Annotated in this window: 19 protein-coding genes and 1 pseudogene; 10 read left to right on the top strand and 10 right to left on the bottom strand. The window is 40.2% G+C overall.

All coding sequences use genetic code 11. The features are described from left to right. Positions 1-59: 59 nt before the first annotated feature. Positions 60-869: an enoyl-CoA hydratase gene (locus NQ782_RS03940; RefSeq protein WP_057093086.1), complete on the bottom strand. Its 810-nt coding sequence runs from the start codon at positions 867-869 to the stop codon at positions 60-62. Between the two features lie 230 nt (positions 870-1099). On the opposite strand from NQ782_RS03940, the gene NQ782_RS03945 reads away from it, so the two are divergent. Then, the gene (locus NQ782_RS03945) at positions 1100-2071 is read left to right on the top strand and encodes a nitronate monooxygenase family protein (RefSeq protein ID WP_031987584.1); all 972 of its coding nucleotides are present in this window, start codon (positions 1100-1102) and stop codon (positions 2069-2071) included. A 123-nt stretch (positions 2072-2194) separates the two neighbouring features. Here NQ782_RS03945 and NQ782_RS03950 read toward each other — a convergent pair whose 3' ends face one another. From NQ782_RS03950 to NQ782_RS03980, 7 genes are all read right to left on the bottom strand, one after another. Next, a complete protein-coding gene (locus tag NQ782_RS03950; RefSeq protein ID WP_000482230.1) occupies positions 2195-2788 on the bottom strand; it encodes an RDD family protein in 594 nt (197 codons plus the stop codon). Positions 2789-3048: 260 nt separating this feature from the next. Further along, positions 3049-4221 (bottom strand): MFS transporter, encoded by a 1173-nt coding sequence (locus tag NQ782_RS03955; protein ID WP_000977189.1) that lies wholly within the window; start codon positions 4219-4221, stop codon positions 3049-3051. A 64-nt stretch (positions 4222-4285) separates the two neighbouring features. Continuing rightward, on the bottom strand, positions 4286-5128 hold the full coding sequence (locus NQ782_RS03960; protein WP_000081482.1) for an IclR family transcriptional regulator: 843 nt from the start codon (positions 5126-5128) through the stop codon (positions 4286-4288). A gap of 109 nt (positions 5129-5237) precedes the next feature. Then, the gene (locus NQ782_RS03965) at positions 5238-6443 is read right to left on the bottom strand and encodes a 3-oxoadipyl-CoA thiolase (protein WP_000930807.1); all 1206 of its coding nucleotides are present in this window, start codon (positions 6441-6443) and stop codon (positions 5238-5240) included. A 14-nt stretch (positions 6444-6457) separates the two neighbouring features. Beyond that, positions 6458-7981 (bottom strand): 3-hydroxyacyl-CoA dehydrogenase, encoded by a 1524-nt coding sequence (locus NQ782_RS03970; protein ID WP_031987583.1) that lies wholly within the window; start codon positions 7979-7981, stop codon positions 6458-6460. Positions 7982-8042: 61 nt separating this feature from the next. Continuing rightward, the gene (locus NQ782_RS03975; protein ID WP_000101935.1) at positions 8043-8804 is read right to left on the bottom strand and encodes an SDR family oxidoreductase; all 762 of its coding nucleotides are present in this window, start codon (positions 8802-8804) and stop codon (positions 8043-8045) included. Positions 8805-8833: 29 nt separating this feature from the next. Then, the gene (locus tag NQ782_RS03980; RefSeq protein WP_031987582.1) at positions 8834-9622 is read right to left on the bottom strand and encodes an enoyl-CoA hydratase; all 789 of its coding nucleotides are present in this window, start codon (positions 9620-9622) and stop codon (positions 8834-8836) included. A 311-nt stretch (positions 9623-9933) separates the two neighbouring features. Here NQ782_RS03980 and NQ782_RS03985 point away from each other — a divergent pair, with 311 nt between their 5' ends. Genes NQ782_RS03985 through NQ782_RS04010 form a run of 6 tightly spaced genes read left to right on the top strand, consistent with a single transcriptional unit; the run spans position 9934 to position 16391 of the window. Continuing rightward, complete coding sequence (locus NQ782_RS03985; protein WP_031987580.1) at positions 9934-11088, top strand: acyl-CoA dehydrogenase family protein; 1155 nt, start codon at positions 9934-9936, stop codon at positions 11086-11088. Between the two features lie 58 nt (positions 11089-11146). Then, positions 11147-12430 (top strand): MFS transporter, encoded by a 1284-nt coding sequence (locus NQ782_RS03990; RefSeq protein WP_002041103.1) that lies wholly within the window; start codon positions 11147-11149, stop codon positions 12428-12430. Positions 12431-12477: 47 nt separating this feature from the next. Then, complete coding sequence (locus NQ782_RS03995; protein WP_031987577.1) at positions 12478-13146, top strand: 3-oxoacid CoA-transferase subunit A; 669 nt, start codon at positions 12478-12480, stop codon at positions 13144-13146. Further along, positions 13146-13799, top strand: a complete 654-nt coding sequence (locus tag NQ782_RS04000) for a 3-oxoacid CoA-transferase subunit B (protein WP_000116039.1) — start codon at positions 13146-13148, stop codon at positions 13797-13799. Before NQ782_RS03995 ends, NQ782_RS04000 begins: the two co-directional genes overlap by 1 nt. A 39-nt stretch (positions 13800-13838) precedes the next feature. Further along, positions 13839-15155, top strand: coding sequence for an outer membrane trimeric porin-like protein DcaP (gene dcaP, locus NQ782_RS04005; RefSeq protein ID WP_000733488.1), 1317 nt, complete (start codon positions 13839-13841; stop codon positions 15153-15155). Positions 15156-15173: 18 nt separating this feature from the next. Continuing rightward, positions 15174-16391 carry an MFS transporter gene (locus NQ782_RS04010; protein ID WP_031987575.1) on the top strand — a complete coding sequence of 406 codons (1218 nt, stop codon included), beginning with the start codon at positions 15174-15176 and terminating at the stop codon, positions 16389-16391. Between the two features lie 20 nt (positions 16392-16411). Here the strand turns inward: NQ782_RS04010 and NQ782_RS04015 are convergent, their stop codons facing one another. Then, complete coding sequence (locus tag NQ782_RS04015; RefSeq protein ID WP_001984007.1) at positions 16412-16861, bottom strand: PaaI family thioesterase; 450 nt, start codon at positions 16859-16861, stop codon at positions 16412-16414. Positions 16862-17166: 305 nt separating this feature from the next. On the opposite strand from NQ782_RS04015, the pseudogene NQ782_RS04020 reads away from it, so the two are divergent. Both NQ782_RS04020 and NQ782_RS04025 read left to right on the top strand, forming a co-directional pair. Beyond that, positions 17167-18969 (top strand): annotated as a pseudogene (locus NQ782_RS04020) (acyl-CoA dehydrogenase C-terminal domain-containing protein). 196 nt (positions 18970-19165) lie between these two features. Continuing rightward, the gene (locus tag NQ782_RS04025; RefSeq protein WP_057092870.1) at positions 19166-19969 is read left to right on the top strand and encodes a thioesterase family protein; all 804 of its coding nucleotides are present in this window, start codon (positions 19166-19168) and stop codon (positions 19967-19969) included. A 60-nt stretch (positions 19970-20029) separates the two neighbouring features. On the opposite strand, the gene NQ782_RS04030 is transcribed toward NQ782_RS04025, so the two are convergent. Further along, positions 20030-23512, bottom strand: a complete 3483-nt coding sequence (locus NQ782_RS04030) for an indolepyruvate ferredoxin oxidoreductase family protein (protein ID WP_057092872.1) — start codon at positions 23510-23512, stop codon at positions 20030-20032. 205 nt (positions 23513-23717) lie between these two features. On the opposite strand from NQ782_RS04030, the gene NQ782_RS04035 reads away from it, so the two are divergent. Further along, positions 23718-24659 (top strand): LysR family transcriptional regulator, encoded by a 942-nt coding sequence (locus NQ782_RS04035; protein WP_001230726.1) that lies wholly within the window; start codon positions 23718-23720, stop codon positions 24657-24659. Positions 24660-24685 lie beyond the last annotated feature (26 nt).

Raw genomic sequence — 24685 nt, forward strand, 5'->3', positions numbered from 1 at the left:
TTGATTTATTTATAAAAGCCAGCTTTGATCTTCAAGGCTGGCTTTTTAGTGGGTGAGTTTTAGGCTGTTTGCTTGTGAAAGTTCGGTTTCCGTTTTTCTTTGAAAGCATTTAATGCTTCTTTAAACTCGGAACCTTGTAAACAACGCGAGAAAATAGTCGACTCATGATCAATACGATTGAGTAGATCATCAATTGGCATATCTCTTAATAACTTTTTACTCAGTTGTAAGGCTTGGCTTGGTTTGTGAGCAAGTTTAATAGCCACATCTTCAACCGCTTGATCCAGCTCAGTTGCCTCAAATATTTCATTTACCAGACCATAATTTTTTGCTTGTTCCGCCGAAAACTTTTCACCGAGTAAAATAATTTCCGAAGCTCGAGCAAAGCCCAATAATCTTGGCAAGATGTAACTTGAACCCGCTTCGGGTACAAGTCCCAAGTTTACAAAGGGGAATTGGAAAATAGAGTTTTGGCTTGCATACACAAGGTCGCAATGTAAAAGCATGGTGCTACCAATACCAATTGCCACACCATTTACTTTAGCAATAATCGGTTTTGGAAACGTTGCTAAGCTTTTTAAGAAAACAATCGAAGCGGGTGGTTCTGAAGTGGTGGTATCGCGTTTTTCAAATGCGTTTACATCATTGCCGCTAGTAAATGCGGAGTCTTCACCAGTCAGCACAACCACATGAATGTCTTGATTAGTTGCAGCCTTATTTAAGGCCTCACTTAGGGCCGCATACATTTCGTAATTAATTGCATTCTTTTTAGTGGGATTACTCATGATGAGCGTTAGTATATTTTTATCTAAATGCTGTTGAATTGAGCCTGTTTTAAGCTGGTTTTGGGTTTTGTTGTCCTGCTGCATCATTCATTCCTTTAACTAACTTGCTGTCTAAAATTTAAACTTATTAAAATAATGCTATCGAAAAATAATTCCGCTATCAATTATTTTGTTTTATATTGTGGTATAAAGTTTTGTATTGTGAAATTTTCACCTTAAGTCACTTTAAATGACCATAAGATTTATGCGTAAATAAGCATCTAGCTCTGCTAAGGAAATGAGAAGCTAGCTATAGAACAGTGAGTGGGAATAATATGAAGACCAAAATTACAGAACTATTTGAAATCGAGCATCCAATTATTCAAGGTGGTATGCATTATGTTGGTTTTGCTGAGCTGGCTGCTGCGGTTTCTAACGCGGGTGGGCTAGGCATTATCACTGGCCTGACTCAACGTACTCCTGAAAATCTGGCAAAAGAAATTGCACGTTGCCGAGAAATGACCGACAAGCCTTTTGGGGTAAATTTAACCTTTTTGCCTACGGTGAATACTCCTGATTATCCGGGTTTTGTAGAGGCAATTATTAAAGGTGGCGTAAAGATTGTAGAAACAGCAGGGCGTAATCCTGAACAGGTGATGCCATATTTAAAGGCTGCTGGTATTAAAGTAATTCACAAATGTACTTCGGTTCGACATAGCTTAAAAGCTCAGCAAATTGGGTGCGATGCAGTTTCTGTAGATGGTTTCGAGTGTGGTGGGCATCCTGGTGAGGATGACGTGCCAAATATGATTTTATTGCCCTTAGCAGCCGATGCATTAGACATCCCGTTTGTTGCCTCGGGTGGTATGGCAGATGGACGCTCACTCGCGGCTGCTTTAGCGATGGGAGCCGATGGAATTAATATGGGAACGCGCTTTATTGCGACTCAGGAAGCTCCTGTACATGAAAATGTGAAACAGGCGATTTTGAATGCAACCGAAAGAGATACGCGTTTAATTATGCGTGCTTTGCGTAATACAGAACGTGTCATGAATAATGCGGCCGTAGAAAAAATCGTGGCAAAAGAAAAAGCACTTGGCGATAACATTAAATTTGAAGATATTATGGAAGAAGTTGCGGGCGTCTATCCTAAAGTCATGATTGATGGCGATGTAAATGCAGGTGCATGGTCATGTGGGTTAGTGGCAAGCTTAATCCATGATATTCCGACATGCGATGAACTGGTTAGCCGGATTGTCAAAGAGGCAGAAGATATTATTCGCGGTCGGTTATTAGGGGTTTTATAAAGTGGATTATTATCTATTTAAGCTTAATATTTGACAGAGATTCTATCTTAAAAATTTTTTAGCCCAAATTTAATCATTGATACTAGACTAAAATTGGGCTACTAATTAGGCTTGTTAATTATATTAGTGTTTTGAATATTGTTTTTTAATTACAATAGTTCCTGCAATAAAGTCATGAATAGCTCTTTTCCTCTTATTAAAAAGTAAAACGATAAACTCACTCCAAGTCCATAATTCACTCGCTGAGCGAACAGTACTATACCAAGCTGGATATAAAAGTAGAATATATTTTGCTCGATCAATTGGCCCTGCATTTAGATATATTTCAGGATCTGCATAGTTTAATGCGATTAATTGGGATATAACCATAACAATACAAAAGCCAATATCAATTGAGGATCTTAATACAGCTTGTGTAAGACTGATTTTACTACCATCAGGACGTGTGATTTTTATACCAACGACCATTTTTCCTATCGTTGCACCAAAATGATAGTGAAAGAAAATTGTATAAATGATACCCAGTACTGCCATAATAACTAAAGTTATCATTGAGCTGATTATAGATATACTTTGAGTAAAATGAGTTATTACCATAAAAGGAATCATCACTAGCATATCAATAATGCCAGCACTAAGACGTTTCCAAAAACCAGCATAGACTTTTTCATTATCTATTTTGATTGGTAAGAAAAATATTTCTTTTTTGTTGAACATACACTTAATTATTAAAAGTTTAATATTGTTAATGGTATGTTAAATAATTAGTCTAAGCAATTTATTATTATTTTTTTGTTGGTTATAAATATTAAAATAAGAAAAACTTTACTCGTTTTAAAAAATGAATATTAAGTTTATTAGTTGCAATATCAAAGAGGCAGAAGATATTATTCGTGGCCGATTATTAGGACTTTTATAGAGTTATCCTAGCTTCTATAACTCATTATTAGCCTAATTTATATACATCAGCACAAGTTTTAATTGTGCTGATTTTTTGCATCACTCACACAATAATAGAGACATAGCACGGCAAAAATTAAGCCTAAAATGCAGACACCAAACCATCCAAAGTGTTTCCAAGCATAACTTCCTGCTGTTGTACCTAAAGCTCCACCCGCAAAGTAACCTGTCATATAAATCGCGTTAAACCGTGAGCGTAATTCTTGATTAAGTTTAAATACAATACTTTGATTGGTGACATGCACAGCAGAAAGAGAAGCGTAGAGAATGAGTAAGGCAATAATGTAAAAAGCGAAATGGTAGGGTAAAAGTGAAAAAAGTATCCAACTTAAAATAAGCCCGATGCCGCAATAAATCGAAATTTTATGGATATAGCCTTGGTCAATAAATTTACCTGAAAAATTGGCAACGAACGTTCCTAACACGCCAACAAAACCGAAAAGGCCAATGGTAAAGTCGCTAAAAAAATAGGGTGCCGGAGCCAGAAGCAACGACATGGTGGTAAAGGTTAAACTCACACATGCAAATGTAAAACCACCAATATAAGTTCTGGTTCTTAACCGTCGACTTTGAATAAAAATCTGTGGTAAAGAACGAATAGTTTTTACATAGTTTTCAGATTTAGTCGGTGGGAATAACCCGATATTACGATGCAAAATAAAGGCAATAACAAGTAATAGAAAACCACTGACCAGATAAATAATATTCCAAGCAAAAAGTGTAGACATCAGCCCTGAAAGGGAACGGGCGAGTAAAACACCCATCATCAGGCCGCTCAGTAAAAAGCCAACCACACGGCCGCTTTGTTGAATCGGAACCAGACTTGCAGCAAGGGGTAATAAAAGTTGAGCTGAACTTGAAAATAGACCAGTAATCACAGTACCAAGCAGTAAAAGATAAATATTGTGTGAAAAACCGCTAATAATTAATCCACTTGAAGCCAATAACATAAAGATAAATAGTAGTTTGCGCTTTTCTATTATGTCCCCTAATGGCATTAAGAAGAGTAAGCCACAGGCATAGGTGATTTGGGCTAGAGTGGGCACCCATGCTGTAGTTGTTTCAGTTAAATTTAGACTTACACTAATTGAATGAATAAGTGGCTGACTAAAATAATTTCCACCTGTACAAATGCCTGCGGCAATTGCCATTAAAATAATGGTTGGGGTATAGAGTGCGTTTTTCATCATGCCTATAGTCATAATGAAAGTGGAACTTTAATCAACACAACCATGACTGTTTTAAGCAAGATTGTTAGTGCGTTTCATTCAAAGCATCTTGAATATTGTGCACCATGTGGATTAAACGTGGTCCAATTTCACCTTCAAGTTTTTCCGGATTTAAATGAAAACTTGGCGCACCACAGTTAAAAACATAAAGACCGTGTTTAGAACTAACCAAAGGTACAGCCACTGAGTTCACTTCTTTATGCCACTCACCTAACGACAAACAATATCCATAATCTTGATAATCACGGAAAGCTCGTTCTAAAGAGCGTTTTATGGCTGGCCAGTTTTCGGGGTTCTTTTGTTTTAGTGCATCAAGTAGAAAATTGCGCTCACGTTCAGGGGTCGCAGCCAAGCATGCTCGTCCCATTGAACTACTATGCAGTGGTAAAGTAGAACCAATTGGACGGCGCATATTCAATGCAGTTTCAATTTGCACAACATCGATATACACCATATTTAAGCGGTCACGCGTTGCCATCGCCACAGGCGCTTGAACATACTGACTCATCTCTTCCATATATTGATGAGCAATATTGCGAATCGAGATGTTAGATAATGCTGCATATCCTAAAGATAAGACACCAATATCTAGTGTGTATTTGGTCGAGTTAGGCAATTGTTTTAAATAACCTAATGAAACAAGGGTATTGGTAATACGTGCAATGGTCGGTTTAGGTAAACCTGTCATTTTTGCTAATTCTTGGTTGCCAAGCACCTGATTATTTGCAGAAAAGCATCTTAAAAGTTCTAAACCGCGTGCTAAAGAAGCAATAAATTGCGGGTTGTTTTCCCGATGTATATGCGAAATAGGATCTAAACGTATCTCATCAAAATTTATTGGTTTTTCAGTTTCCGTGTTTTGAGACATTCGATCCTCAAATATAATTAAAGCAATAGTTTTGCCATTATATTTCGCTCTGCAAAATAAATCCATTCATCACTGCGCTGTTGTGATGAATGGATATTGGGTTCAATGGTTATGAAACGTTTTCAATCACCATCGCAAGACCTTGACCTACACCAATACATAGACTCACCACGGCATATTTCTTCTTACGGCGCATTAACTCGCGCGCTACTGTTAAGCTAAGACGAGCGCCAGAGGCACCAAGTGGATGACCAACAGCAATCGCACCACCGTTCGGGTTCACACGTGGGTCATTAAAATCAACATTTAAACCTTTTAAACAAGATAAAACCTGTGAAGCAAAGGCTTCATTAATTTCAATAATATCCATGTCATCTAAAGTAAGGCCAGCGCGCGCAACAGCTTTTTTAATGGCTTCAATAGGACCTGCACCCATAATGCGTGGCTCAATACCAGCCGCCGCAGCGGACAAGATTTTTGCCATTGGTTTTAGGCCATATTTTTGACCTGCTGCTTCTGAACCAATCAAAAGTGCTGCTGCACCATCATTAATACCTGAGGCATTACCAGCTGTAACCACGCCACCTTCAAAGAGTGGTTTTAACTTTGTGAGTGCTTCAACAGTTGAGCTTGGGCGAGGGTGTTCATCTTCAGAAACGAGTTTAGGTGGCAATTTTTTGCCTTGGAAAACCTCAATTGGTGTAATTTCATCGACAAAGAAGCCTTCTTCTTTGGCTTTTTGATATTTGGCTTGTGATTGGGCTGCAAATAAGTCTGCTTGCTCGCGGCTAATCCCAAACTCGGCCGCAACGTTATCGCCTGTTTCAGGCATTGAATGACCGCCGTACTGCGCAATAATTTTTTTATTGGGAAAGCGAGAACCAATGGTGGTGTCATAAATTTTTGCATCACGGCTATAAGCACTTTCCGCTTTACCCATCACGAAGGGAGCACGTGACATACTTTCTACACCACCTGCAATATACAGTTCGCCTTCACCACAAGTAATAGCACGTGCTGAGTCAATCACAGCACCTAAACCACTAGCACATAAGCGGTTTACTGTCTGGCCTGGCACAGTAACAGGTAAACCTGCAAGTAATAGCGCATTTCGTGCCACATTACGGCTATCTTCTCCAGCTTGGTTGGTGTCGCCTAAGATCACATCTTCAATATCCGCACCCGGCACACCAGTTTTTTCTAGTAGTTTTTGAATGACAGTTGCGGCTAAATCATCAGGGCGAATTGAGGCAAGTTCACCTGCATGACGGCCAAATGGACTACGTAAACCATCATAAATATATGCATTTAACATTGAGAAATTCCTTTTCAAGACTCGTGAGTAAAAGTAAGAGGTAAATGAAGTGCGACACGACGCTGTAACCACGGGCTAGGGCGGTAACGCGGGTCATGCGTAAGTGCTGTTATACGGTTCAGAATGAGTAAGATTTTTTCGCTGCCGATTTGATCACCCCATTCAATTGGACCAAATGGATAGCCTAAGCCAAGACGTACTGCGGCATTAATATCATCTACCGTTGCAATATTTTGCTGGGCAATATCGCAACCTAAATTAATAACCATTGCTAAAACGCGCTGCGCAACAAAGCCAATACTTTCATTAATCATGCTGACCAGATTTCCATCTAGATTGAAAATAGAGTGAGCTGCTTGACGATATTCAGATTTGGTAATGAGTGATGGCATCAAGGAGCGATGCTTTGCAATGCCATAAAGCATGTCTATAGCAACAGCTTGCGCAGGATTAACCCCAAGGCGAGTAGCCGTTTGAGTGGTATCTTCACCATAACAAGCAAGTAAACATAAGCTATCTGTTTGTGGTTCCGAATTGGTGTCTAAGGTAATATTTTGCTGAGTTAAATAATCTTCGAGCTGTTTTTTATCGTCTAAGAAATCGGCAGCGATCCAAACTTTTGGATATTTTGCTAAACGCTCTACAAACTTCGCAGGTTGTTCACCTGTTTTTGAACCAGTTTCATAGTTATAAAAACCCTGATTAACTTTACGTCCAAGTTGTTTAGCATCTAGCATTTGTTTGGTGAGCGGGTTTGGTTTGTAGCGGGCTTCTTCATAGTACTGGTGATAAATCGACTCCATAACTGGATGCGAAACATCAAGGCCTGTTAAATCGAGTAATTCAAAAGGACCCATTCTAAATCCTACGCCGTCACGTAAAATTCGATCAATTTCACTGATATCACAGACATTCTCATTTAAGATTTTGAGCGCTTCGGTGCCATAAGCTCGGCCCGCGTGATTAATAATAAATCCAGGGGTGTCCTTCGCTACAACAGGGCGATGACCAAATGCACAAGACAGATCGTTTAAAGCATCAATAATAAGTGGGTCTGTTTTTAAACCACGAATGACTTCGACCACTTTCATGAGTGGAACGGGGTTAAAAAAGTGATAACCCACAACACGCTCAGGCTTTTTGCAATTTGCAGCAATGGCTGTAATAGAAAGAGAAGAGGTGTTTGAGGCTAAAATAGTATTATCCGAAACAATATCTTCAAGCTGCTGCATCAAGCTTTGTTTGATATCAAGACGTTCAACAATTGCTTCTACAATGAGGTCGCAATTTTTTAAATCTTCAATTTGATGAGCAACAATTAAATGGTTATTTGCCGCTGCTGCTTGCTCAGATGTAATTTTATTTTTGTCGACTAACTTTTGAAATGTAGCAGCCAGTTTTTCTTTAGCCTGTTCTGCTGCACCTGCTTTGGCATCATATAAATAAGTGGTATGACCTGACTGTGCAGCAATTTGAGCAATACCACTGCCCATAACACCTACACCAATCACAGCCATGCTTTTAATATCATAAGTCATGTCGATCATCCTGATTATTGATCTATATTTGAAATTAAACGGAAAAATAGGGTTGGGTGATTTAGCTTAAGCATTGTTTATCACCATCAATTGGTAAGATTTGTCCTGAAATTGAGCGACCACTGTCTGACGCTAAAAATAGGCATAAATCTGCAATATGCTTTGGATTGACAAAATATTTGAGCGACTGATTTTTCAGTGCATTTTGAGTCACTTCTTCAAGTGAGGTCTGCGCTACATCGGCACGGGCCTGTAATACGCGTTGAACCCGATCACCATCGACTGCACCCGGAAGAATAGCGTTAACTCGAATATTATCTGCACCGAGTTCCATAGAAAGCGTTTTGGTAAAACCAATCAGTCCCCATTTTGAAGTGGAATAGGCCAATCGATATGGATAGCCTAAGCGTCCGGCAATAGATGACATATTTATAATCACGCCTGCCTGTGCTTGCTTTAAATAGGGAATGGCTAACTGGGTAATTAAAAAAGTGCTATTCAGGTTTAAATTAATCACCGTGTTCCAATCTTCAAAACTTAGCTCATCTGCTGCAACGGTTGGGCCGGAGATGCCTGTGTTATTGACTAAAATATCAATACCGCCAAGTTTCTGAATGGCTTGACTAAACATCAGTTTAATTTGCTCATGATCAGCCAAATCACAGGTATATATATGTAGCTTTGGATAATCTTGTTGAAATTGTTCTAGGCTTTTAGCATTAATATCACAAACAAAAACTTCATCCTGATTGTTTAAAAATACCTCGGCAATGCATCGTCCAATCCCTGAACCACCTGCACTAATTAATACTTTCCTGGCCATTTTCATTCCTTTGTTATTATGGTTTTAAATTATTTACCTTGATACGACGGCTTACGCTTTTCGATAAAAGCTTGAACGCCTTCATTTTTATCTTCCGTAGAAAACAACAACTGGAATGCTTTTCGTTCTAGAGTTAAGCCTGCATTTAATGGAACATCCTCGCTCATCAACGCAACTTCTTTAATTTGTTGCAGGGCAATCGGCGGCATTTTTGCGAGGCTTTGTGCCATTTGAATTGCAGTTGGAATAGTTTGGTCATCTTCTGTGACTTGTGAAACAAGACCAATCAAATAAGCTTCTTCGGCTTTGACCATGGCGCCTGTCATAATCATGCGCATGGCATGGAATTTACCCACAGCACGGAATAAACGTTGTGTACCGCCAGCACCAGGCATTAAACCGACTTTAATTTCCGGCTGGCCAAAGGTTGCACCTTTACCTGCAATAATAATGTCAGCGTGCATTGCAAGTTCGCAGCCACCCCCTAATGCATAACCATTTACGGCAGCAATCACGGGTTTAGGGCACTGGGTAATCGCGTTCCAATAACGTTCTGTATGACGCAATAACATTTCTGTGGAAGTTGCGGTTGCCATTTCTTTTAGATCTGCACCTGCAGCAAAGACTTCTTCACCGCCTGTGAGCACAACCGCATTGATCTCATCGTTAAAACTTAACTCGGTAAAAACTTGTGCGAGTTGTTTGCGAACTTCACCGTTTAAAGCATTTTTTGCTTCTGGGCGGTTAATTTTAACAACCGCTATTTTTTGAATAGAAAAGTCGACTTCTACGAAATTATTCCCTGTTGACACACTCATTTTTGAATTCCTTGTTTCGCATATCAAAACTATATTCCTTTTATGATGCTTATTTTGGAATTTATTTCAAGTCTTATTTCTTTTAAGAGCGTAGTTGTTATCTTTTAAAAAATCTAAGTTATTGATATTACGTATTGGTCTAATTTTAAATTTCGTTAAACGAAATTAATTTTCAAAAAAGCTTGAAATTTGTATTTTTGTTCTCGTACTATGAAACACATCCGCAGTAAACAAGATTTAAAACATGGTATCCAGACAAGCTGGAGATGGCTGATGGGTACGATGGAAATACATAAAAAGGGAGATCACAGATGATCCGTGATGAAGGGATGTTGGAGCAGTTACTTTCAACAATTCGAGATTTTGTAAAAAATGAATTGATCCCTCGTGAAAACGAAGTGGTAGAGAAAGACAAAATTCCGGATGACATTGTGCAGCAAATGCGTGAGCTTGGTTTGTTCGGTCTTACAATTCCCGAAGAATATGGTGGCTTAGGCATCACTATGGAAGAGGAAGTCAGAGTTGCATTTGAACTTGGACAAACTTCACCGGCTTTTCGTTCTTTAATTGGTACTAATAACGGTATTGGCTCAAGTGCAATTTTGATTGATGGCACAGAAGAGCAAAAGCAGAAATATTTACCACGTTACGCAAGTGGCGAAATTATTGGTTCATTTTGTTTAACCGAGCCTGAATCTGGCTCTGACGCTGCCTCTTTAAAAACCAGTGCAATAAAAGATGGTGACTTTTATGTGTTAAATGGCACCAAACGTTTTATTACCAATGCACCCCATGCTGCAACTTTCACTGTAATGGCTCGGACGAATCCTGAAATTAAAGGGTCGGGTGGCATTTCAGCTTTTTTAGTCGAGGCCAATACACCGGGCATTACATTAGGCAAAATTGACCAAAAAATGGGGCAAAAGGGTTCACATACCTGTGATGTGATTTTTGAAAATTGCCGTGTACCTGCTTCTGCACTCATTGGTGGCGTAGAAGGTGTCGGTTTTAAAACGGCCATGAAAGTGCTTGATAAAGGGCGTTTGCATATTGGTGCCTATAGCGTGGGTGTTGCCGAACGCATGTTAAACGACGCATTGCACTATGCGATTGAGCGTAAGCAGTTTGGTCAAGCTATTGCAAACTTCCAGCTTATTCAAGCCATGCTTGCCGACTCAAAAGCCGAGATTTATGCAGCTAAATGTATGGTCCTAGATGCAGCTCGCCGCCGTGATAATGGCGAAAACATTAGTACAGAAGCATCTTGCGCAAAAATGTTTGCGACTGAAATGTGCGGACGTGTTGCTGACCGCTGTGTACAGATTCACGGTGGTGCGGGCTATATCAGTGAATATGCCATCGAGCGTTTTTATCGAGATGTGCGTTTGTTCCGTTTATATGAAGGAACCACGCAAGTTCAACAACTTATTATTGCCAAAAACATGATTAGGGAAGCTACAGCCTAATAAAAAATCAAATGCCATGAGGCATGGGATGCCTCATGTTCCTTCTGAGGATATGGACATGACAACAAAGACTGTTACAGAGAATATGAGTAGCACTGAAGCTATTCAAACACCAAAAAAGATTTGGATTACAGCTTTTATATTCGCTTTTTTTACACTTTTATGTGACGGGGCCGACTTAGGTTTTTTGGCATTAAGCCTCACTAGTCTTAAAGCAGAGTTTCATTTAACTGGTGTGCAAGCCGGAACATTAGGAAGCTTGACACTATTTGGTTCGGCCGTGGGTGGTCTTATTGGTGGTTGGGCTTGCGACCGTTTTGGTCGGGTCCGCATTATTGTTTTCTTTATTGCTTTTTCTTCGATATTAACCTGTGCACTCGGCTTTACACATTCTTATATGCAATTTGCAGTTTTAAGAACAATAGGCGCCATGGGCTTAGGTGCATTATATATTGCCTGTAACATTCTTATGTCTGAAATGGTGCCAACGAAACACCGTTCTACTGTTTTAGCAACGCTGATGACAGGTTATACCCTAGGTTCTTTATTAGCGACATTACTAGCGGGTCATATTATTCCTGAACATGGCTGGCGTTTTCTATACTGGATTGCAATTACCCCTGTGGTTTTGTCAGTTTTGATGCACTTTTGCGTACCTGAACCTGAGTCATGGAAAAAAGCCCGTCAACTAAAAGCGCTAGAAGTCGCTCAAAGTAACCAACCTAAAAAACGCCAAAATCCATATCTTGAGATTTTAAGAGATAAGAAACATGGCACCATGTTTGTTCTTTGGATTATTAGTACGGGTGCATTGCAGTTTGGTTATTACGGCGTAAGTAACTGGTTACCTGCTTATTTAGAGTCTGACCTTGGCATCAAGTTTAAAGAAATGGCGATGTATATGGTCGGTACATTCCTAATTATGATGTTTGCCAAAGTAATTGCAGGTATTGTTGCCGATAAATTAGGACGCCGCGCTGTATTTGCTTTCGGAACCATTGGTACAGCCTTATTTATTCCGGTCATTGTCTACTTAAATACACCAACCAACATTTTATGGATGATGCTGTTTTTCGGTTTCCTTTACGGTATGCCTTATGCAATTAATGCCACATATATGACAGAAAGCTTCCCGACTTCTATTCGAGGCTCGGCAGTGGGTGGTGCTTATAACATTGGCAAAGTACTTTCTATTTTCTCTCCATTAACAATTGGTTATCTATCGCAAAACGGTTCTATTGGTTTAGGGCTCTTGGTGATGGCTGCAGCTTATTTTATCTGCGGGGTAATTCCATTGTTATTTATTAAAGACCGACTATTTAACCCGCAAAAGGCAGAGTGACAGATCAATCTGTCACCTTAAATTAAGGATGAAAAGGGACAAGTGAGATGATAAATAAAATCACCAGTGACATTGAACCGATTTTAAAACCTATTCCTGATGGGGCAACCATCATGACAGGCGGGTTTGGTGTGACGGGGCAACCTGCTGAATTAATTGAAGCCTTAATCGATTTAGGAAAAAAAGAACTCACCATTGTAAATAACAATGCAGCTTCGGGTGACCGTGGTTTAACCAAGCTGATTATTGCTGGCTGTGTTAAAAAAATGATTTGTTCATTTCCGAAATCTGCCGGATCAACCGTTTTTCAAGACTTATATAGAGCGGGAAAAATTGAGTTAGAACTGGTTCCACAAGGTAATTTGGCTTGTCGTATTCAGGCCGCAGGTGCTGGTCTCGGGGCTATTTTTACTCCGACTGGTTATGGTACTAAAGTTGCCGAGGGTAAAGAGACCCGAACCATTAACGGTAAAAACTATGTGCTTGAATATCCACTTGAAGCTGATTTTGCACTGATTTATGCCGATAAAGCCGACCGCTGGGGCAATTTAACATACCGTAAAGCAGCCCGCAATTTTGGCCCAATTATGGCAAAAGCCGCCAAGACCACGATTGTTCAAGTGAATGACACCGTAGAGCTAGGAACGCTTGACCCTGAGTGCATTATTACACCGGGAATTTTTGTACAGCACGTTGTAAAAGTAGGAGATATCTAATGTCAGTTCAAAAGCGTTCTCGTGAAGATATTGCCAAACTCATTGCCAATGACATTCCGGAAGGTTCTTATGTCAATTTAGGGATTGGCTTACCGACCAACGTTGCTAAATTTTTGCCAAAAGACAAAGAAATCTTTTTACATTCGGAAAATGGGGTTTTGGCTTTTGGTCCACCACCACAACCGGGTGAGGAAGACCAAGACTTAGTGAATGCCGGAAAAGAGCTTGTTACTTTGTTAGACGGTGGATGCTTTATGCATCATGGCGACTCATTTGACATTATGCGTGGCGGTCATCTGGACATTTGTGTGATTGGTGCATTCCAAGTTGCGGTAAATGGAGATTTGGCAAACTGGCATACCGGTAAGGCAGATGATGTGCCGGCAGTTGGCGGTGCTATGGATTTGGCAGTCGGTGCAAAAACGATTTATGTCTATATGGAGCATGTCACTAAAAAAGGTGAGCCCAAAATTGTAAAAGAACTGAGCTATCCAATAACGGGTGAGCAGTGTGTAAACCGTATTTATACCGATTTATGCATTATTGAACTCAAAGACCAAAAAGCTTACGTCAAGGAAATGGTAGACGGCTTAACTTTTGATGAGTTACAGGCAGTCACTGACTGTGAACTAATCGATGCACGTGTAGCCTAATAAATACACACGGAAAAACGCTTCTTTAAGGATTAAAAGATGAAAAAATTAATTTTAGCTGCAGCTTGTGCTGCGGCTTCAGGGACTATTTTTGCAAATTCTTCAGATACGACAGAACAAAGAATTAATTTGCTAGAAACTGAGCTGCAAAAATTAAAAGCAGAACTTGCTGCTCAGAAACAAACTCAAAATAATTTACAGGTCAAACAGGTTAAGATCGAAGAGAACATTGAAAAAACTAAAGCAACGGTAACAGAAAAGCCAGTTGCTCCTTCATGGGTCACTTGGACGGATAATGTCAAGGTTTACGGTATTGCCCGTATTGATGCAGCGGTGGATTTTAAATCATCGCCTGATTCGGGTGGTAGAACGACCAGCAGCCTGTACCGAACACCTTTTGAAAGTGAAAAACGTTCAAACCATGCACGCTCTGATGCCATGATTAATGCAAGCCGATTAGGCGTTTATTTTAATAGCCCAAATAAAGCGGTTACAGGGAATATCGAAGCCGATTTCTTTGATAGCTCTAACATGGGAACGGGGGATGGTAAATTCCGTATCCGTCATGCATTTTTTACCTATAAAGACTGGACTTTTGGTCAAACATGGTCACTCATGTCTAACATGGAAACCCGTACAGAAGCTGTCGATTACACCCAATTTGTGGGGACTTCTTATACACGTACTCCTCAAATTCGTTATGACTGGAAAATTGATGCCAATAATGATTTAAAAGTAGCTTTGGAATATACAGGTTCGAGAGTATCGGCATTTCCAACTTTAACGGGTCGCTATACCTTTAAACAGGGGCCTCTAACGGCACTTGCTCAAGGCTTTATTAATGAAAAGTCTACAGATGTCGCAACTGCCACGGTGAAAAAAGTAAGCTGGGGTGCTGGAGGCGGTTTAAAATATCAACTCACGCCACAACAATCAGTACAAGCAAATTATCAATATATTGTCGGTGATCAAAAATTTATGCCGTATACCACCCAAAGTGGGTTGGCAAATTCAACAAGTTTAAATGCCGCGGGTGATTTCTCATTAAACGAAGACAAAACAGATTTGGTTATGAATAAGTTGAATAGCATCAATATTGGTTATTCATATAAATTTAATGAGCAATGGCGTGCAAACTTATCGGCTTCAATGTTTGATTATGATGACGACACGGCATATGCCAAACTCAACCCAGATGCTAATAAACGCTTAACGGACTACGCAGCTAACGTCTTTTATTCACCAATTGAGCAAATGGATATTGGGATGGAATATCACCAAGGCAAACGAGAAGTGTTTGATGGCAGAACCGCTGATGTATCACGTGTAAACTTTGTTTCGATGTATAAATTTTAAAATAGGGCGTAGTTAAAAATGGAAAAAATAGTTGAGCCCAATGCAGAAAATATACTGTCAAAAAGCTTTATTTTTATCATGGCAATGACATGTGGAATTTGTGCGGGTTCAAACTATTATAACCAGCCCTTAATCTATTCGATTGCTGAAGCATTAAAAGTTAATGCCGATCAAGTTGCTTTAACTATTGTGATTAGCCAACTGTCCTATGCAGTTGGCCTTTTTATATTGGTTCCCTTAGGCGACTTTTTTGAAAAGCGAAGTTATATTTGCTTGCTCATGTGTTGTACAGGCCTTGCCCAAGTAGGGCTATCTTTAAGTCAAACCTTGCCAGCTTTATATGGCTTTACCTTTTTAGCCACATTCTTTTCGATTGCGACTCAAGTTTTGGTTCCTTTTGCCGCAGGTTTAGCTAGCCCGAAAAAAAGCCCTCAAGTTGTAGGCACTCTCATGAGTGGTTTGTTCTTGGGAATATTATTAGCGCGCTCTATTGCAGGCTTACTTTCTACAGTTTGGTCTTGGCATGCGGTTTATTTAATTAGCGGAATTGTCATTTTGGTATTTGCTTGGGTGATGTGGGTGAAGTTACCGGTTGCGCGAAAATCCCATCAACTCAATATTCTACAGATTTATGGTTCACTATTTTCATTAGCTGTTCACCAGCCGCATTTATTACGCCGTGGTTTGGCAGGGGGGATTGGCTTTGGTATTTTGGCTCTCATTTTTACCACCATGACCTTTATATTAGCGAATGAGCCTTATCACTTTAACGATTTCCAGATTGGTTTATTTGGAATTGTTGGGTTGGCTGGTGTATTTGCGACCCCATGGGCAGGTAAGAAAATTGCAGCAGGTCTTGAAAATAAAATTGCAGTGATTTGCATGGGGTTATTAATGAGTGCATGGATACCACTATTTTTTGCGCAGCAGTCTCTGGTTGCCTACGCTGTTGGTGTGATCATGGCGTACTTCGGTTTGTCAGCATTTCATGTACTCAACCAAAATCTGGTCTATCGAATTTCGGCCGAGGCACGTTCTCGTATTAATTCAATTTATATGACCTTATATTTTGGTGGAGCCGCCTTAGGTTCTTTTATTGCGGTGTATGCTTGGAAACACTGGGGATGGGAAGCATGTGCAGCCTTAGGGCTAGGGTTGGCAATATTAAGTTTCGTGATTGATCGCTTTGATTTTTATGAAATGAACAAGATAGCAAAGCAAGAAAAAGCTCCATAAACAGGAGCTTAGATATTTTATTATTTGCGAATAATCATTAAGGTTGCCGAAGCAAAAGCATACACTTTGCCGTTTTCATCTACGATTTTACCTTGGGTACTAATAATATTGCGGCCCGCATTAATCAACTCGGCCGTCGCATAATAAGACGTATCAACCTGCATGGGGCGGATCATTTTTACATTTAAATCAATAGTTCCATAGCCAACGCCATGTTCAAGTAGGGTATGGGCCGCACTGCCTGTCGCCGTATCTAAAGCTGTCGCACAAAAGCCGCCGTGTACACCGCCTTGTATATTTCTATGTTCTTTGCGAGGAGTAACTTTATAAGTTGCTTTACCTTCGGAAACTTCAACGAGTTCCATTGGTATGGTGTGAGCCATAGGTGATGGAGAAACTTCACCATTTTTTAAAGCGGTTAAAAACTCAAGACCTGTGTATTTCGGGCTTTCCATAAATCGTCCTTGCATGATTAAGCAGTCTAATCACCATACTATAAATTGATTTTTTACGGAATAAAATTTTGCAATACAAAATAAAAATTTATTCTAGTTAAACGAGACTAACTACTTTTTATATTATATTTGTATTTAAAAACATATGTTTATATTTTATCTCTATAGCTAAGTTAGGATAATTTTATTAAATTAGTGAAAATATATTTTGCTATAAGAAATTTTTTGATATTTTGGTGAGATTGAAACAATAAAAAGTCCATTTTAAGGAAAAACGATATCTGCCCATGACACAGGCAGTGAAGTGAAAGGAAAAAACTATGCCTTTATACAAAGCTCCATTACGTGATATGCAATTTGTACTGCATGAAATGCTTCAAACAGAACAAAACTATCAAGGTTTAAGCAAATATCAGGAAAGCGTAAATCGAGAATTAATTGATCAATATTTAGAGGCAGCAGCAGATTTTTGTGAAAATGAATTGGCGCCTATAAATCAAAATGGTGATCAAGAAGGGTGTCATTTAAATCAAGGCGTAGTCACAACGCCGAAAGGTTTTAAAGAAGCCTACCAAAAATATGCCGAGCTTGGGTTTACTTCATTAACCGCCGATCCGGAATATGGTGGGCAGGGCTTGCCGACATTGCTGCGGATTGCGATTTCTGAAATGTTATGTGGTTCTAATTGGGCTTGGGCAATGTATCCGGGATTGTCTCATGGCGCAATGAGAACAATTGAGCATCATGGGACTGAGCAACAAAAACAAAAGTTTTTGACTAAACTTATTAGTGGGGCTTGGACTGGAACGATGTGTTTAACCGAATCCCATGCAGGCTCAGACCTTGGGTTAATTAGAACGAAAGCCGAACCAAATCCGGACGGTAGTTACTCAATTACGGGGGAAAAGATTTTTATTTCAGCAGGTGAACACGATCTTTCAGAAAATATTATTCATATTGTTTTAGCCCGTTTGCCTTAGGCACCTGCAGGGACCAAAGGTATTTCTTTATTTATTGTGCCTAAATTTAATGTAGTCGATAAAGGTAATCTAGAAGACCGTAATAAAGTCGTCTGTAGCGCGATTGAACATAAAATGGGGATTCATGGCAATGCCACCTGTGTACTGAATTTTGATGGTGCCAAAGGTTATTTGATTGGTCCTGAAAATCGCGGGCTCAATTGTATGTTTACCTTTATGAATACCGCACGCATTGGAACAGCAGTACAAGGGCTTGCTGCTTCTGAAATTTCATTTCAAGGCTCATTAAGTTATGCCAAAGAGCGCCTCGCTATGCGTTCGTTATCCGGTCCTAAATATCCTGACAAAAATGCCGATCCAATTATTGTGCATCCCGCTGTACGTTCAATGTTAATGACACAAAAAGCTTTTTCCGAAGGTGGTCGTGCGCTGGCTTATTTTCTGGCTCAGCATGTCGATATTGTCGAAAGCTCAAACGATCAGGAACAGCAAAAACACTCCGACGAATTACTGGCTTTTTTAACGCCAATTGCTAAGGCCTTTTTAACAGAGTCGGGTAATGAGTCTGCAAAGCATGGCGTTCAAGTATTTGGCGGCCACGGCTTTATTGTTGAGCATGGTATGGAGCAAATTGTACGTGATGCACGTATCTCAACCTTGTATGAAGGAACAACAGAGATTCAGTCTCTAGATCTGCTGGCACGTAAAGTCCTCAAGTCGGAAGGCAAACTTTTAAAGAACATGACTGATTTAATTGATCAGTTTATTAGCCAGCACCAATCCAATGAAGTGCTGAAACCTTATCTAGAAAAATTAGCTGAGCTTAAGCAGCAATGGCTGTCACTGACCAAATCGATTGCAGAGAAAGCCAAGCACAACCCTGAAGAAATAGGAGCCGCTTCAGTAGATTATCTTTATTTTTCCAGTTACGTTGTGTTCGCGTATTTGTGGGCTCGAATGGCACAAGTTGCCCATGAAAAAATAGAGGTGGGTACACAAGAGGAAGCTTTTTATAAAGCAAAATTAACGACAGCTAAGTTTTTCTATCAAAAACTTTTACATCGTACACAGAGCCATGCTGCTTCTATTGAGTCTGGAGCTGAATCTGTGATGGAGCTCGATCAAGATGCTTTTGCCTTTTAGTGAATGGTAAGTTCTAGAATCGCTGGGTGAAATTGACATGCGAAATTTTACCTAGTGATTAAATTTGTAATTTTAGACTCATCAGTTTTTGGTAGGAAAAACCAGTTGAGCCAATGAAATAGAGGGTTAACATAAGCATTAAAACGTGAATTTTCATCAAATATTGAAGTTGTATAAGGACTAAGGAAAGAAAATCATGAATGCTTATTATCAATTACTGAATAGAACAATTGGTCCTCAAGGTGAAGTGATTGCTCATTATTGCTCAACTGTTCATGCGCAAGGTGCTTGGAACCCTCATGAACAGCATATGGCGCCTGCAAGTGGTGTCATCGCAGTAGAGTTAGAACAGTTTTCACCGCGACAAGATATGCGAATTGGCCGAATTAGTTTTGATATTTTTGGATTAATTGCATTTGGTGAATTTACGATTAAGACCCATGTGATTCGTGCCGGTAAAACGATTGAATTGATTGAAGCAGAACTACAAGCACAAGGTAAAACTTGTATTGTGGCTAGAGCATGGCGCATGTGCACTCAAGACAGTTCCGAGATTGCGGGGCTTGAAGATCAACCAATTCATCATCCCGATACCTTTACAGAATGGACGGGTATGAAAAGATGGCCAGGTGGCTTTATTCAAACGCTAGTCACTAAAACGGATGATCAGCATCGTGCGGGTAAAGGCATTGTTTGGCTCAATAATGATAAAGAAATCGTGGAAGGGCAGCCGACCACAGATTTTGCGCATTTAATTGGCATGGTAGATGCGGCAAACGGCATTGTCCCAAGACAAGAAGGCGAATTTACTTGGGGCTTTCCAAATCTTGATTTGCAAGTTCACATGCACCGTTATCCGCAAGGGAAATGGCTAGGTTTGGAAACCGTTCAGCAATATGGTTCGGATGGTATTGGTTTAACCAGTGCGGTTTTACATGATGTATATGGTCCATTTGGACGAAGCGAGCAGATTTTGACGTTACGTAAAATGACTAAATAAATTTTTGAGCCAATAAAAAAGTCATCCCTAAGGATGACTTTTTTATTTTGATATTTAATTTTAGTTACGGACTTTTAGCAGTGTTGGGGTAAGTTCATCCCAACGTTGTTTTGCAGCGTCCATTGCTTTCATTTTGATATGCCCATAACCACGAACTTCTGCCGGTAATTTTGCAATTTGTTCAGCAACTGCCAAGTTATGATTGTCTGGTGCTTCAACAAGTGCTTCAACAAATGCGATGTAACGGTCACGCCAAGCTTGTTCGTGTTGACGTTCTTCTTGACGTGCAAATGGGTCAAGGAAAGTTTCACGAAGCCATTGTAAGCGAGCAAGCATCATCATTGGGAAGCGCATCCAGTAACCAAACGCACGTTTACGGACATTTTTCAGGCCACCAAGTAATGCTGGCGGAGCAAGATGATACGTTAAACGTAAGCCTTTACCGAATTGGGTTTCAATCGATTCTTTGAAGCTTTTACCTGTTAGTAGACGTGCAACTTCATATTCATCTTTATAAGCCATAACTCTATAAAGCTGAGTTGCAATCGTACCTGTTAACTCTTCTGGTAACTTTTTAGCTGCCAATTCTACAAGTGTGCGGTATTTAGCTGCATAAGCTTCATTCCAGTAGTCTGTTAGACGAGCAGAACGGTCTTCAACAAGTTCAGCCAAAGTTTGCGGAGTTTTAGTTTTTGGCATTGCTGCAAGTAAACGAGCAGCTAAAGTCGGGTCACTTGCAAGATGACAACCCACGCGGAAAGCTTCGATGTTCTTTTCAACAGCCGTACCATTTAGGCGAATTGCTTTTTCAATGCTTTCACGTAATAGCGGAATGCGACCAGATTGCCATGCCATACCGAGTAATAACTGGTTGGTATAAATTGAATCACCCAAGAGTAGTGTGGCAATGCGAGCCGCTGGTAGAGAAACCAGTTGACCTTGACGAACACGACCACGAAGACGATCAATTAAATCGGTAATAGGCGCATACCAGTCACGAGATTTAATAAACTCAGAAGTAGGAGTGCTGTCTTCATTCACAATGACTAGAGCATCTTCTTTTAAGCGCGAAAGGGCTGCACCACTACCAGCAACTACCGCATCTGCACCAATGAGTAATTCACATTGACCTGCTGGAATTTTGGTCGAAGAAATTTGCTCATCACTTGCTGCAAGTTGTACGTATGAATAAACCGTACCACCTTTTTGCGCAAGACCTGCCATATCCATAACACGTGTTGCTTTGCCTTCTAGGTGAGCTGCCATACCAAGAAGTGCACCAATAGTCACAACACCCGTACCACCAATACCGCCGACCATAATACGACTTGGAACATCATATAACTGAGGAATGATTGGGGACGTTGGCCATCCTGCGCTAATACCTTCAAATTTAGCAGGACGTTTCATATCACGTGTATGAACAGTCACAAAGCTTGGGCAGAACCCTTCAGCACAAGTGAAGTCCTTATTACAGCTACTTTGGTTAATTTGACGTTTAGTGCCTAAAGCTGTTTCTACTGGCTCAATAGATAAACAGTTTGATTTTTTAGAACAGTCGCCACAACCTTCACAAATATCACTGTTAATGTATAAACGCTCAGCCGGATCAGGGTAGGCATCACGTTTACGACGACGGCGTTTTTCACTGGCACAGGTTTGTACATAGATTAAAGCAGTTACACCTGTAACTTCACGAAGCTCACGTTGAACTGCGTCGAGTTCATTACGGTGGCGAATTTCTACACCTGGTGCAATGCCATCTTCTTCGTTTAATAGTTTAACTTCATCAGTCACAATGACTTGTTTTTTAATACCTTCGGCAGCGAGCTGACGAGTTAACTGTGCAACGCTCAAATGTCCATCTACATGCTGACCACCTGTCATAGCGACCGCATCGTTGTAGAGGATTTTGTAGGTAATATTAGTTTTTGCAGCGATAGACTGACGAATTGCTAAGTAACCTGAGTGGAAGTAGGTTCCATCACCAAGGTTGGCAAAAATATGTTTTTCATTGGTAAATGGTGATGCACCCACCCAACTTACACCTTCACCACCCATTTGAGAGAATGTTTCCGTACCACGGTCAAGTGAAACGGCAATATAGTGACAACCAATACCACCTAATGCACGACTACCTTCAGGAACTACGGTTGAAGAGTTATGTGGGCAACCACTACAGAAATAAGGTTTACGTTCAGCAAGGTCAATAACACGTTTTGATTCTTGCTCTGCTTTTAGTAGGAGGTCGATTCTGCTTTGAATTTGTACTTTTAAGCTTTCTGGAATATCTAGTTTTAAGAAGCGAGCAGCCAACATTTTTGCAATCGGTTCAGGCTGGTACTCATAGTGACCAATGAGCGGTGCTTCTTCAATAGAGGTACTCCATTCACCTTTGCCGTCAGTTGCTTTACCAATGACACGAGGACGTTGGTCATCAGGCAGTGAGTAAAGCTCATCTTTAATTTGTGTTTCAAGAATTGGACGTTTTTCTTCAATAACGATCAACTCTTCTAAACCTTTGGCGAATTCACGAATACCTTGTGGTTCTAAAGGCCAGATTAGACCAACTTGATAAACACGTAGCCCAAGCTGTTGGGCTGTTTCATCTTCAATTCCTAAAATACGTAGGGCTTCAATGGTATCTAAATAACCTTTACCACTTGCAGCAATACCAATACGGGCATTTTCACAAGGCCATGTTACGGTATTGATTTTATTCGCACGGGCATAGGCCAAAACAGCAGGTAAGCGATATTTATAAAGACGTTCTTCTTGTTGGATGCCATGATCTGGCCAACGAATGTTAACGCCACCCTCTGGGAAATTAACATCTTCTGGTATAACAGGAGTGACACGGTCTAAGTCGACATGAACTGAAGCGGAAGTTTCTACAATTTCACTGACCAGCTTCATGGAAGTCCAAAGACCAGAAAAACGTGAAACTGCGATGGCGTGAACACCAAAGTCTAAAATTTGTTGAACGGATGTTGGGTAGAAAATTGGAATACCGCAACCAATCATGACATGTTCAGACTGGTGGGGAACTGTAGAAGATTTACATGAGTGGTCATCACCGAATAAAGCAACGACACCACCACGTTCAGAGGTACCAGCTAAGTTAGCATGGCGGAGTACATCGCCTGAACGGTCAACACCCGGGCCTTTACCATACCACCATGAAGACACTCCATCATATTTGCCTTGACCTGAAAGATTTGCTTGTTGTGTACCCCAGATTGCGGTAGCAGCCAAGTCTTCGTTTACACCAGGTTGAAATACGACATTATGGGATTTAAGTAATCCTTCAACTTGCCAAAGGAAATTATCATAGTTACCAATAGGGGAGCCACGATAACCAGAAATAAAACCAGCAGTATGATAACCATTGATCGCGTCACGGCGAGTTTGGGCAAGAGGCAAGCGAACAAGTGCCTGAATGCCGGTCATAAATGCTGTACCGTTATCACTTACATATTTATCTTCAAGTGACACATCCTTTGTTGCAATAATATTTGGAGTGACTTTTGTAGCTATATTCATTTATATCTCCTTAGAATTTTTAGTAGCTCGGACTACTTTCTTTTTTCAACATCCAGTTGAATATTTGGAGCAAGTGACATACGAAATAAAAAAGATCGGTTCCTCTTCTTAAAAAAAGAATTAGTGCCAATGTATGTACATTTAGTCATTGTGGTTGATCTAAACTGGTGCAACAATCCGTAATTTAGGAAAAGATATTTACGTTATGCGCAAAAATCTCGATGGTGGACTTTTGCATGCAATGCATGCATTCCTGAAAGTGATTGATAGCGGGAGTTTCACAGCAGCAGCTGAGCAGATGGATCTGACCACAGCACAGGTTTCACGTCTTATCAGCGAGCTAGAAACACGCTTAGGTACAAAATTAATACAACGCTCAACGCGCCAGCAGGCACTGACTGATATTGGTGCAACTTATGCAGAGCGTTGTCGGCAAGTTATTTCAATGGTGGATGAAGCAGAGGCAGAAGTCACCGGAACGGCATCTAAACCTAAAGGTCGTTTACGTGTATTAAGTATGGGAAGCTTTGGGCATCATTATGTTTTCCCTGTCATGGCAGAGTTTTGTAAGCATTATCCCGAATTAACCGTGGAATATACGACCTCACAATACGTTCCAGACCTGTTGGCAAAAGGGGTGGATGTCAGTCTTTATCTCACTGAATCATTAACAGACTCTCGTTTTGTTGCACGTAGAATTGGCACTATTTTTTCTGTTTTATGTGCTTCACCTGCGTACCTAGAAAAACATGGTGTGCCGAAGTCTCCAGAAGACTTAAAAAATCATGCCTGTTTACGCTTGGTAAACCCGTCTATTACGCCAGATTGGCATTTGTTAAATGCCAATGGTGAGTCTTATCAAATCGATATTGGGGGGCAACTCATTGCAGATAACCCTGAGTTATTACTAGATGTGGTACAACAGGATATGGGGGTCGCGTTATTGCCGATGTTTTCGGCTTTAGACGCGGTTCAAAATGGAAGATTATGTCATATCTTGCCTGAGTGGCGTTCGCCCGATATTGGAGTTTATACCTTATTGCCTTCACGCCATTTTATTGATGCCAAAACACGCGCATGGCTGGATTGGGTAGAAGAATATATTTCTCCAAAAATTGAAATGGATGCATCTTATTTTTATAAATAATGAGATAAATTTTTTAAGGATTAAGA

Source organism: Acinetobacter sp. BD54 (assembly GCF_044778325.1).
GTDB classification, from domain to species: Bacteria; Pseudomonadota; Gammaproteobacteria; order Pseudomonadales; family Moraxellaceae; genus Acinetobacter; species Acinetobacter baumannii.

Bases quoted from the DNA above. Each gene is read 5' to 3' on its own strand.
- NQ782_RS03940 (WP_057093086.1), bottom strand. From the start codon at position 869: ATGCAGCAGGACAACAAAACCCAAAACCAGCTTAAAACAGGCTCAATT.
- NQ782_RS03945 (WP_031987584.1), top strand. From the start codon at position 1,100: ATGAAGACCAAAATTACAGAACTATTTGAAATCGAGCATCCAATTATT.
- NQ782_RS03950 (WP_000482230.1), bottom strand. From the start codon at position 2,788: ATGTTCAACAAAAAAGAAATATTTTTCTTACCAATCAAAATAGATAAT.
- NQ782_RS03955 (WP_000977189.1), bottom strand. From the start codon at position 4,221: ATGATGAAAAACGCACTCTATACCCCAACCATTATTTTAATGGCAATT.
- NQ782_RS03960 (WP_000081482.1), bottom strand. From the start codon at position 5,128: ATGTCTCAAAACACGGAAACTGAAAAACCAATAAATTTTGATGAGATA.
- NQ782_RS03965 (WP_000930807.1), bottom strand. From the start codon at position 6,443: ATGTTAAATGCATATATTTATGATGGTTTACGTAGTCCATTTGGCCGT.
- NQ782_RS03970 (WP_031987583.1), bottom strand. From the start codon at position 7,981: ATGACTTATGATATTAAAAGCATGGCTGTGATTGGTGTAGGTGTTATG.
- NQ782_RS03975 (WP_000101935.1), bottom strand. From the start codon at position 8,804: ATGGCCAGGAAAGTATTAATTAGTGCAGGTGGTTCAGGGATTGGACGA.
- NQ782_RS03980 (WP_031987582.1), bottom strand. From the start codon at position 9,622: ATGAGTGTGTCAACAGGGAATAATTTCGTAGAAGTCGACTTTTCTATT.
- NQ782_RS03985 (WP_031987580.1), top strand. From the start codon at position 9,934: ATGATCCGTGATGAAGGGATGTTGGAGCAGTTACTTTCAACAATTCGA.
- NQ782_RS03990 (WP_002041103.1), top strand. From the start codon at position 11,147: ATGACAACAAAGACTGTTACAGAGAATATGAGTAGCACTGAAGCTATT.
- NQ782_RS03995 (WP_031987577.1), top strand. From the start codon at position 12,478: ATGATAAATAAAATCACCAGTGACATTGAACCGATTTTAAAACCTATT.
- NQ782_RS04000 (WP_000116039.1), top strand. From the start codon at position 13,146: ATGTCAGTTCAAAAGCGTTCTCGTGAAGATATTGCCAAACTCATTGCC.
- dcaP (WP_000733488.1), top strand. From the start codon at position 13,839: ATGAAAAAATTAATTTTAGCTGCAGCTTGTGCTGCGGCTTCAGGGACT.
- NQ782_RS04010 (WP_031987575.1), top strand. From the start codon at position 15,174: ATGGAAAAAATAGTTGAGCCCAATGCAGAAAATATACTGTCAAAAAGC.
- NQ782_RS04015 (WP_001984007.1), bottom strand. From the start codon at position 16,861: ATGCAAGGACGATTTATGGAAAGCCCGAAATACACAGGTCTTGAGTTT.
- NQ782_RS04025 (WP_057092870.1), top strand. From the start codon at position 19,166: ATGAATGCTTATTATCAATTACTGAATAGAACAATTGGTCCTCAAGGT.
- NQ782_RS04030 (WP_057092872.1), bottom strand. From the start codon at position 23,512: ATGAATATAGCTACAAAAGTCACTCCAAATATTATTGCAACAAAGGAT.
- NQ782_RS04035 (WP_001230726.1), top strand. From the start codon at position 23,718: ATGCGCAAAAATCTCGATGGTGGACTTTTGCATGCAATGCATGCATTC.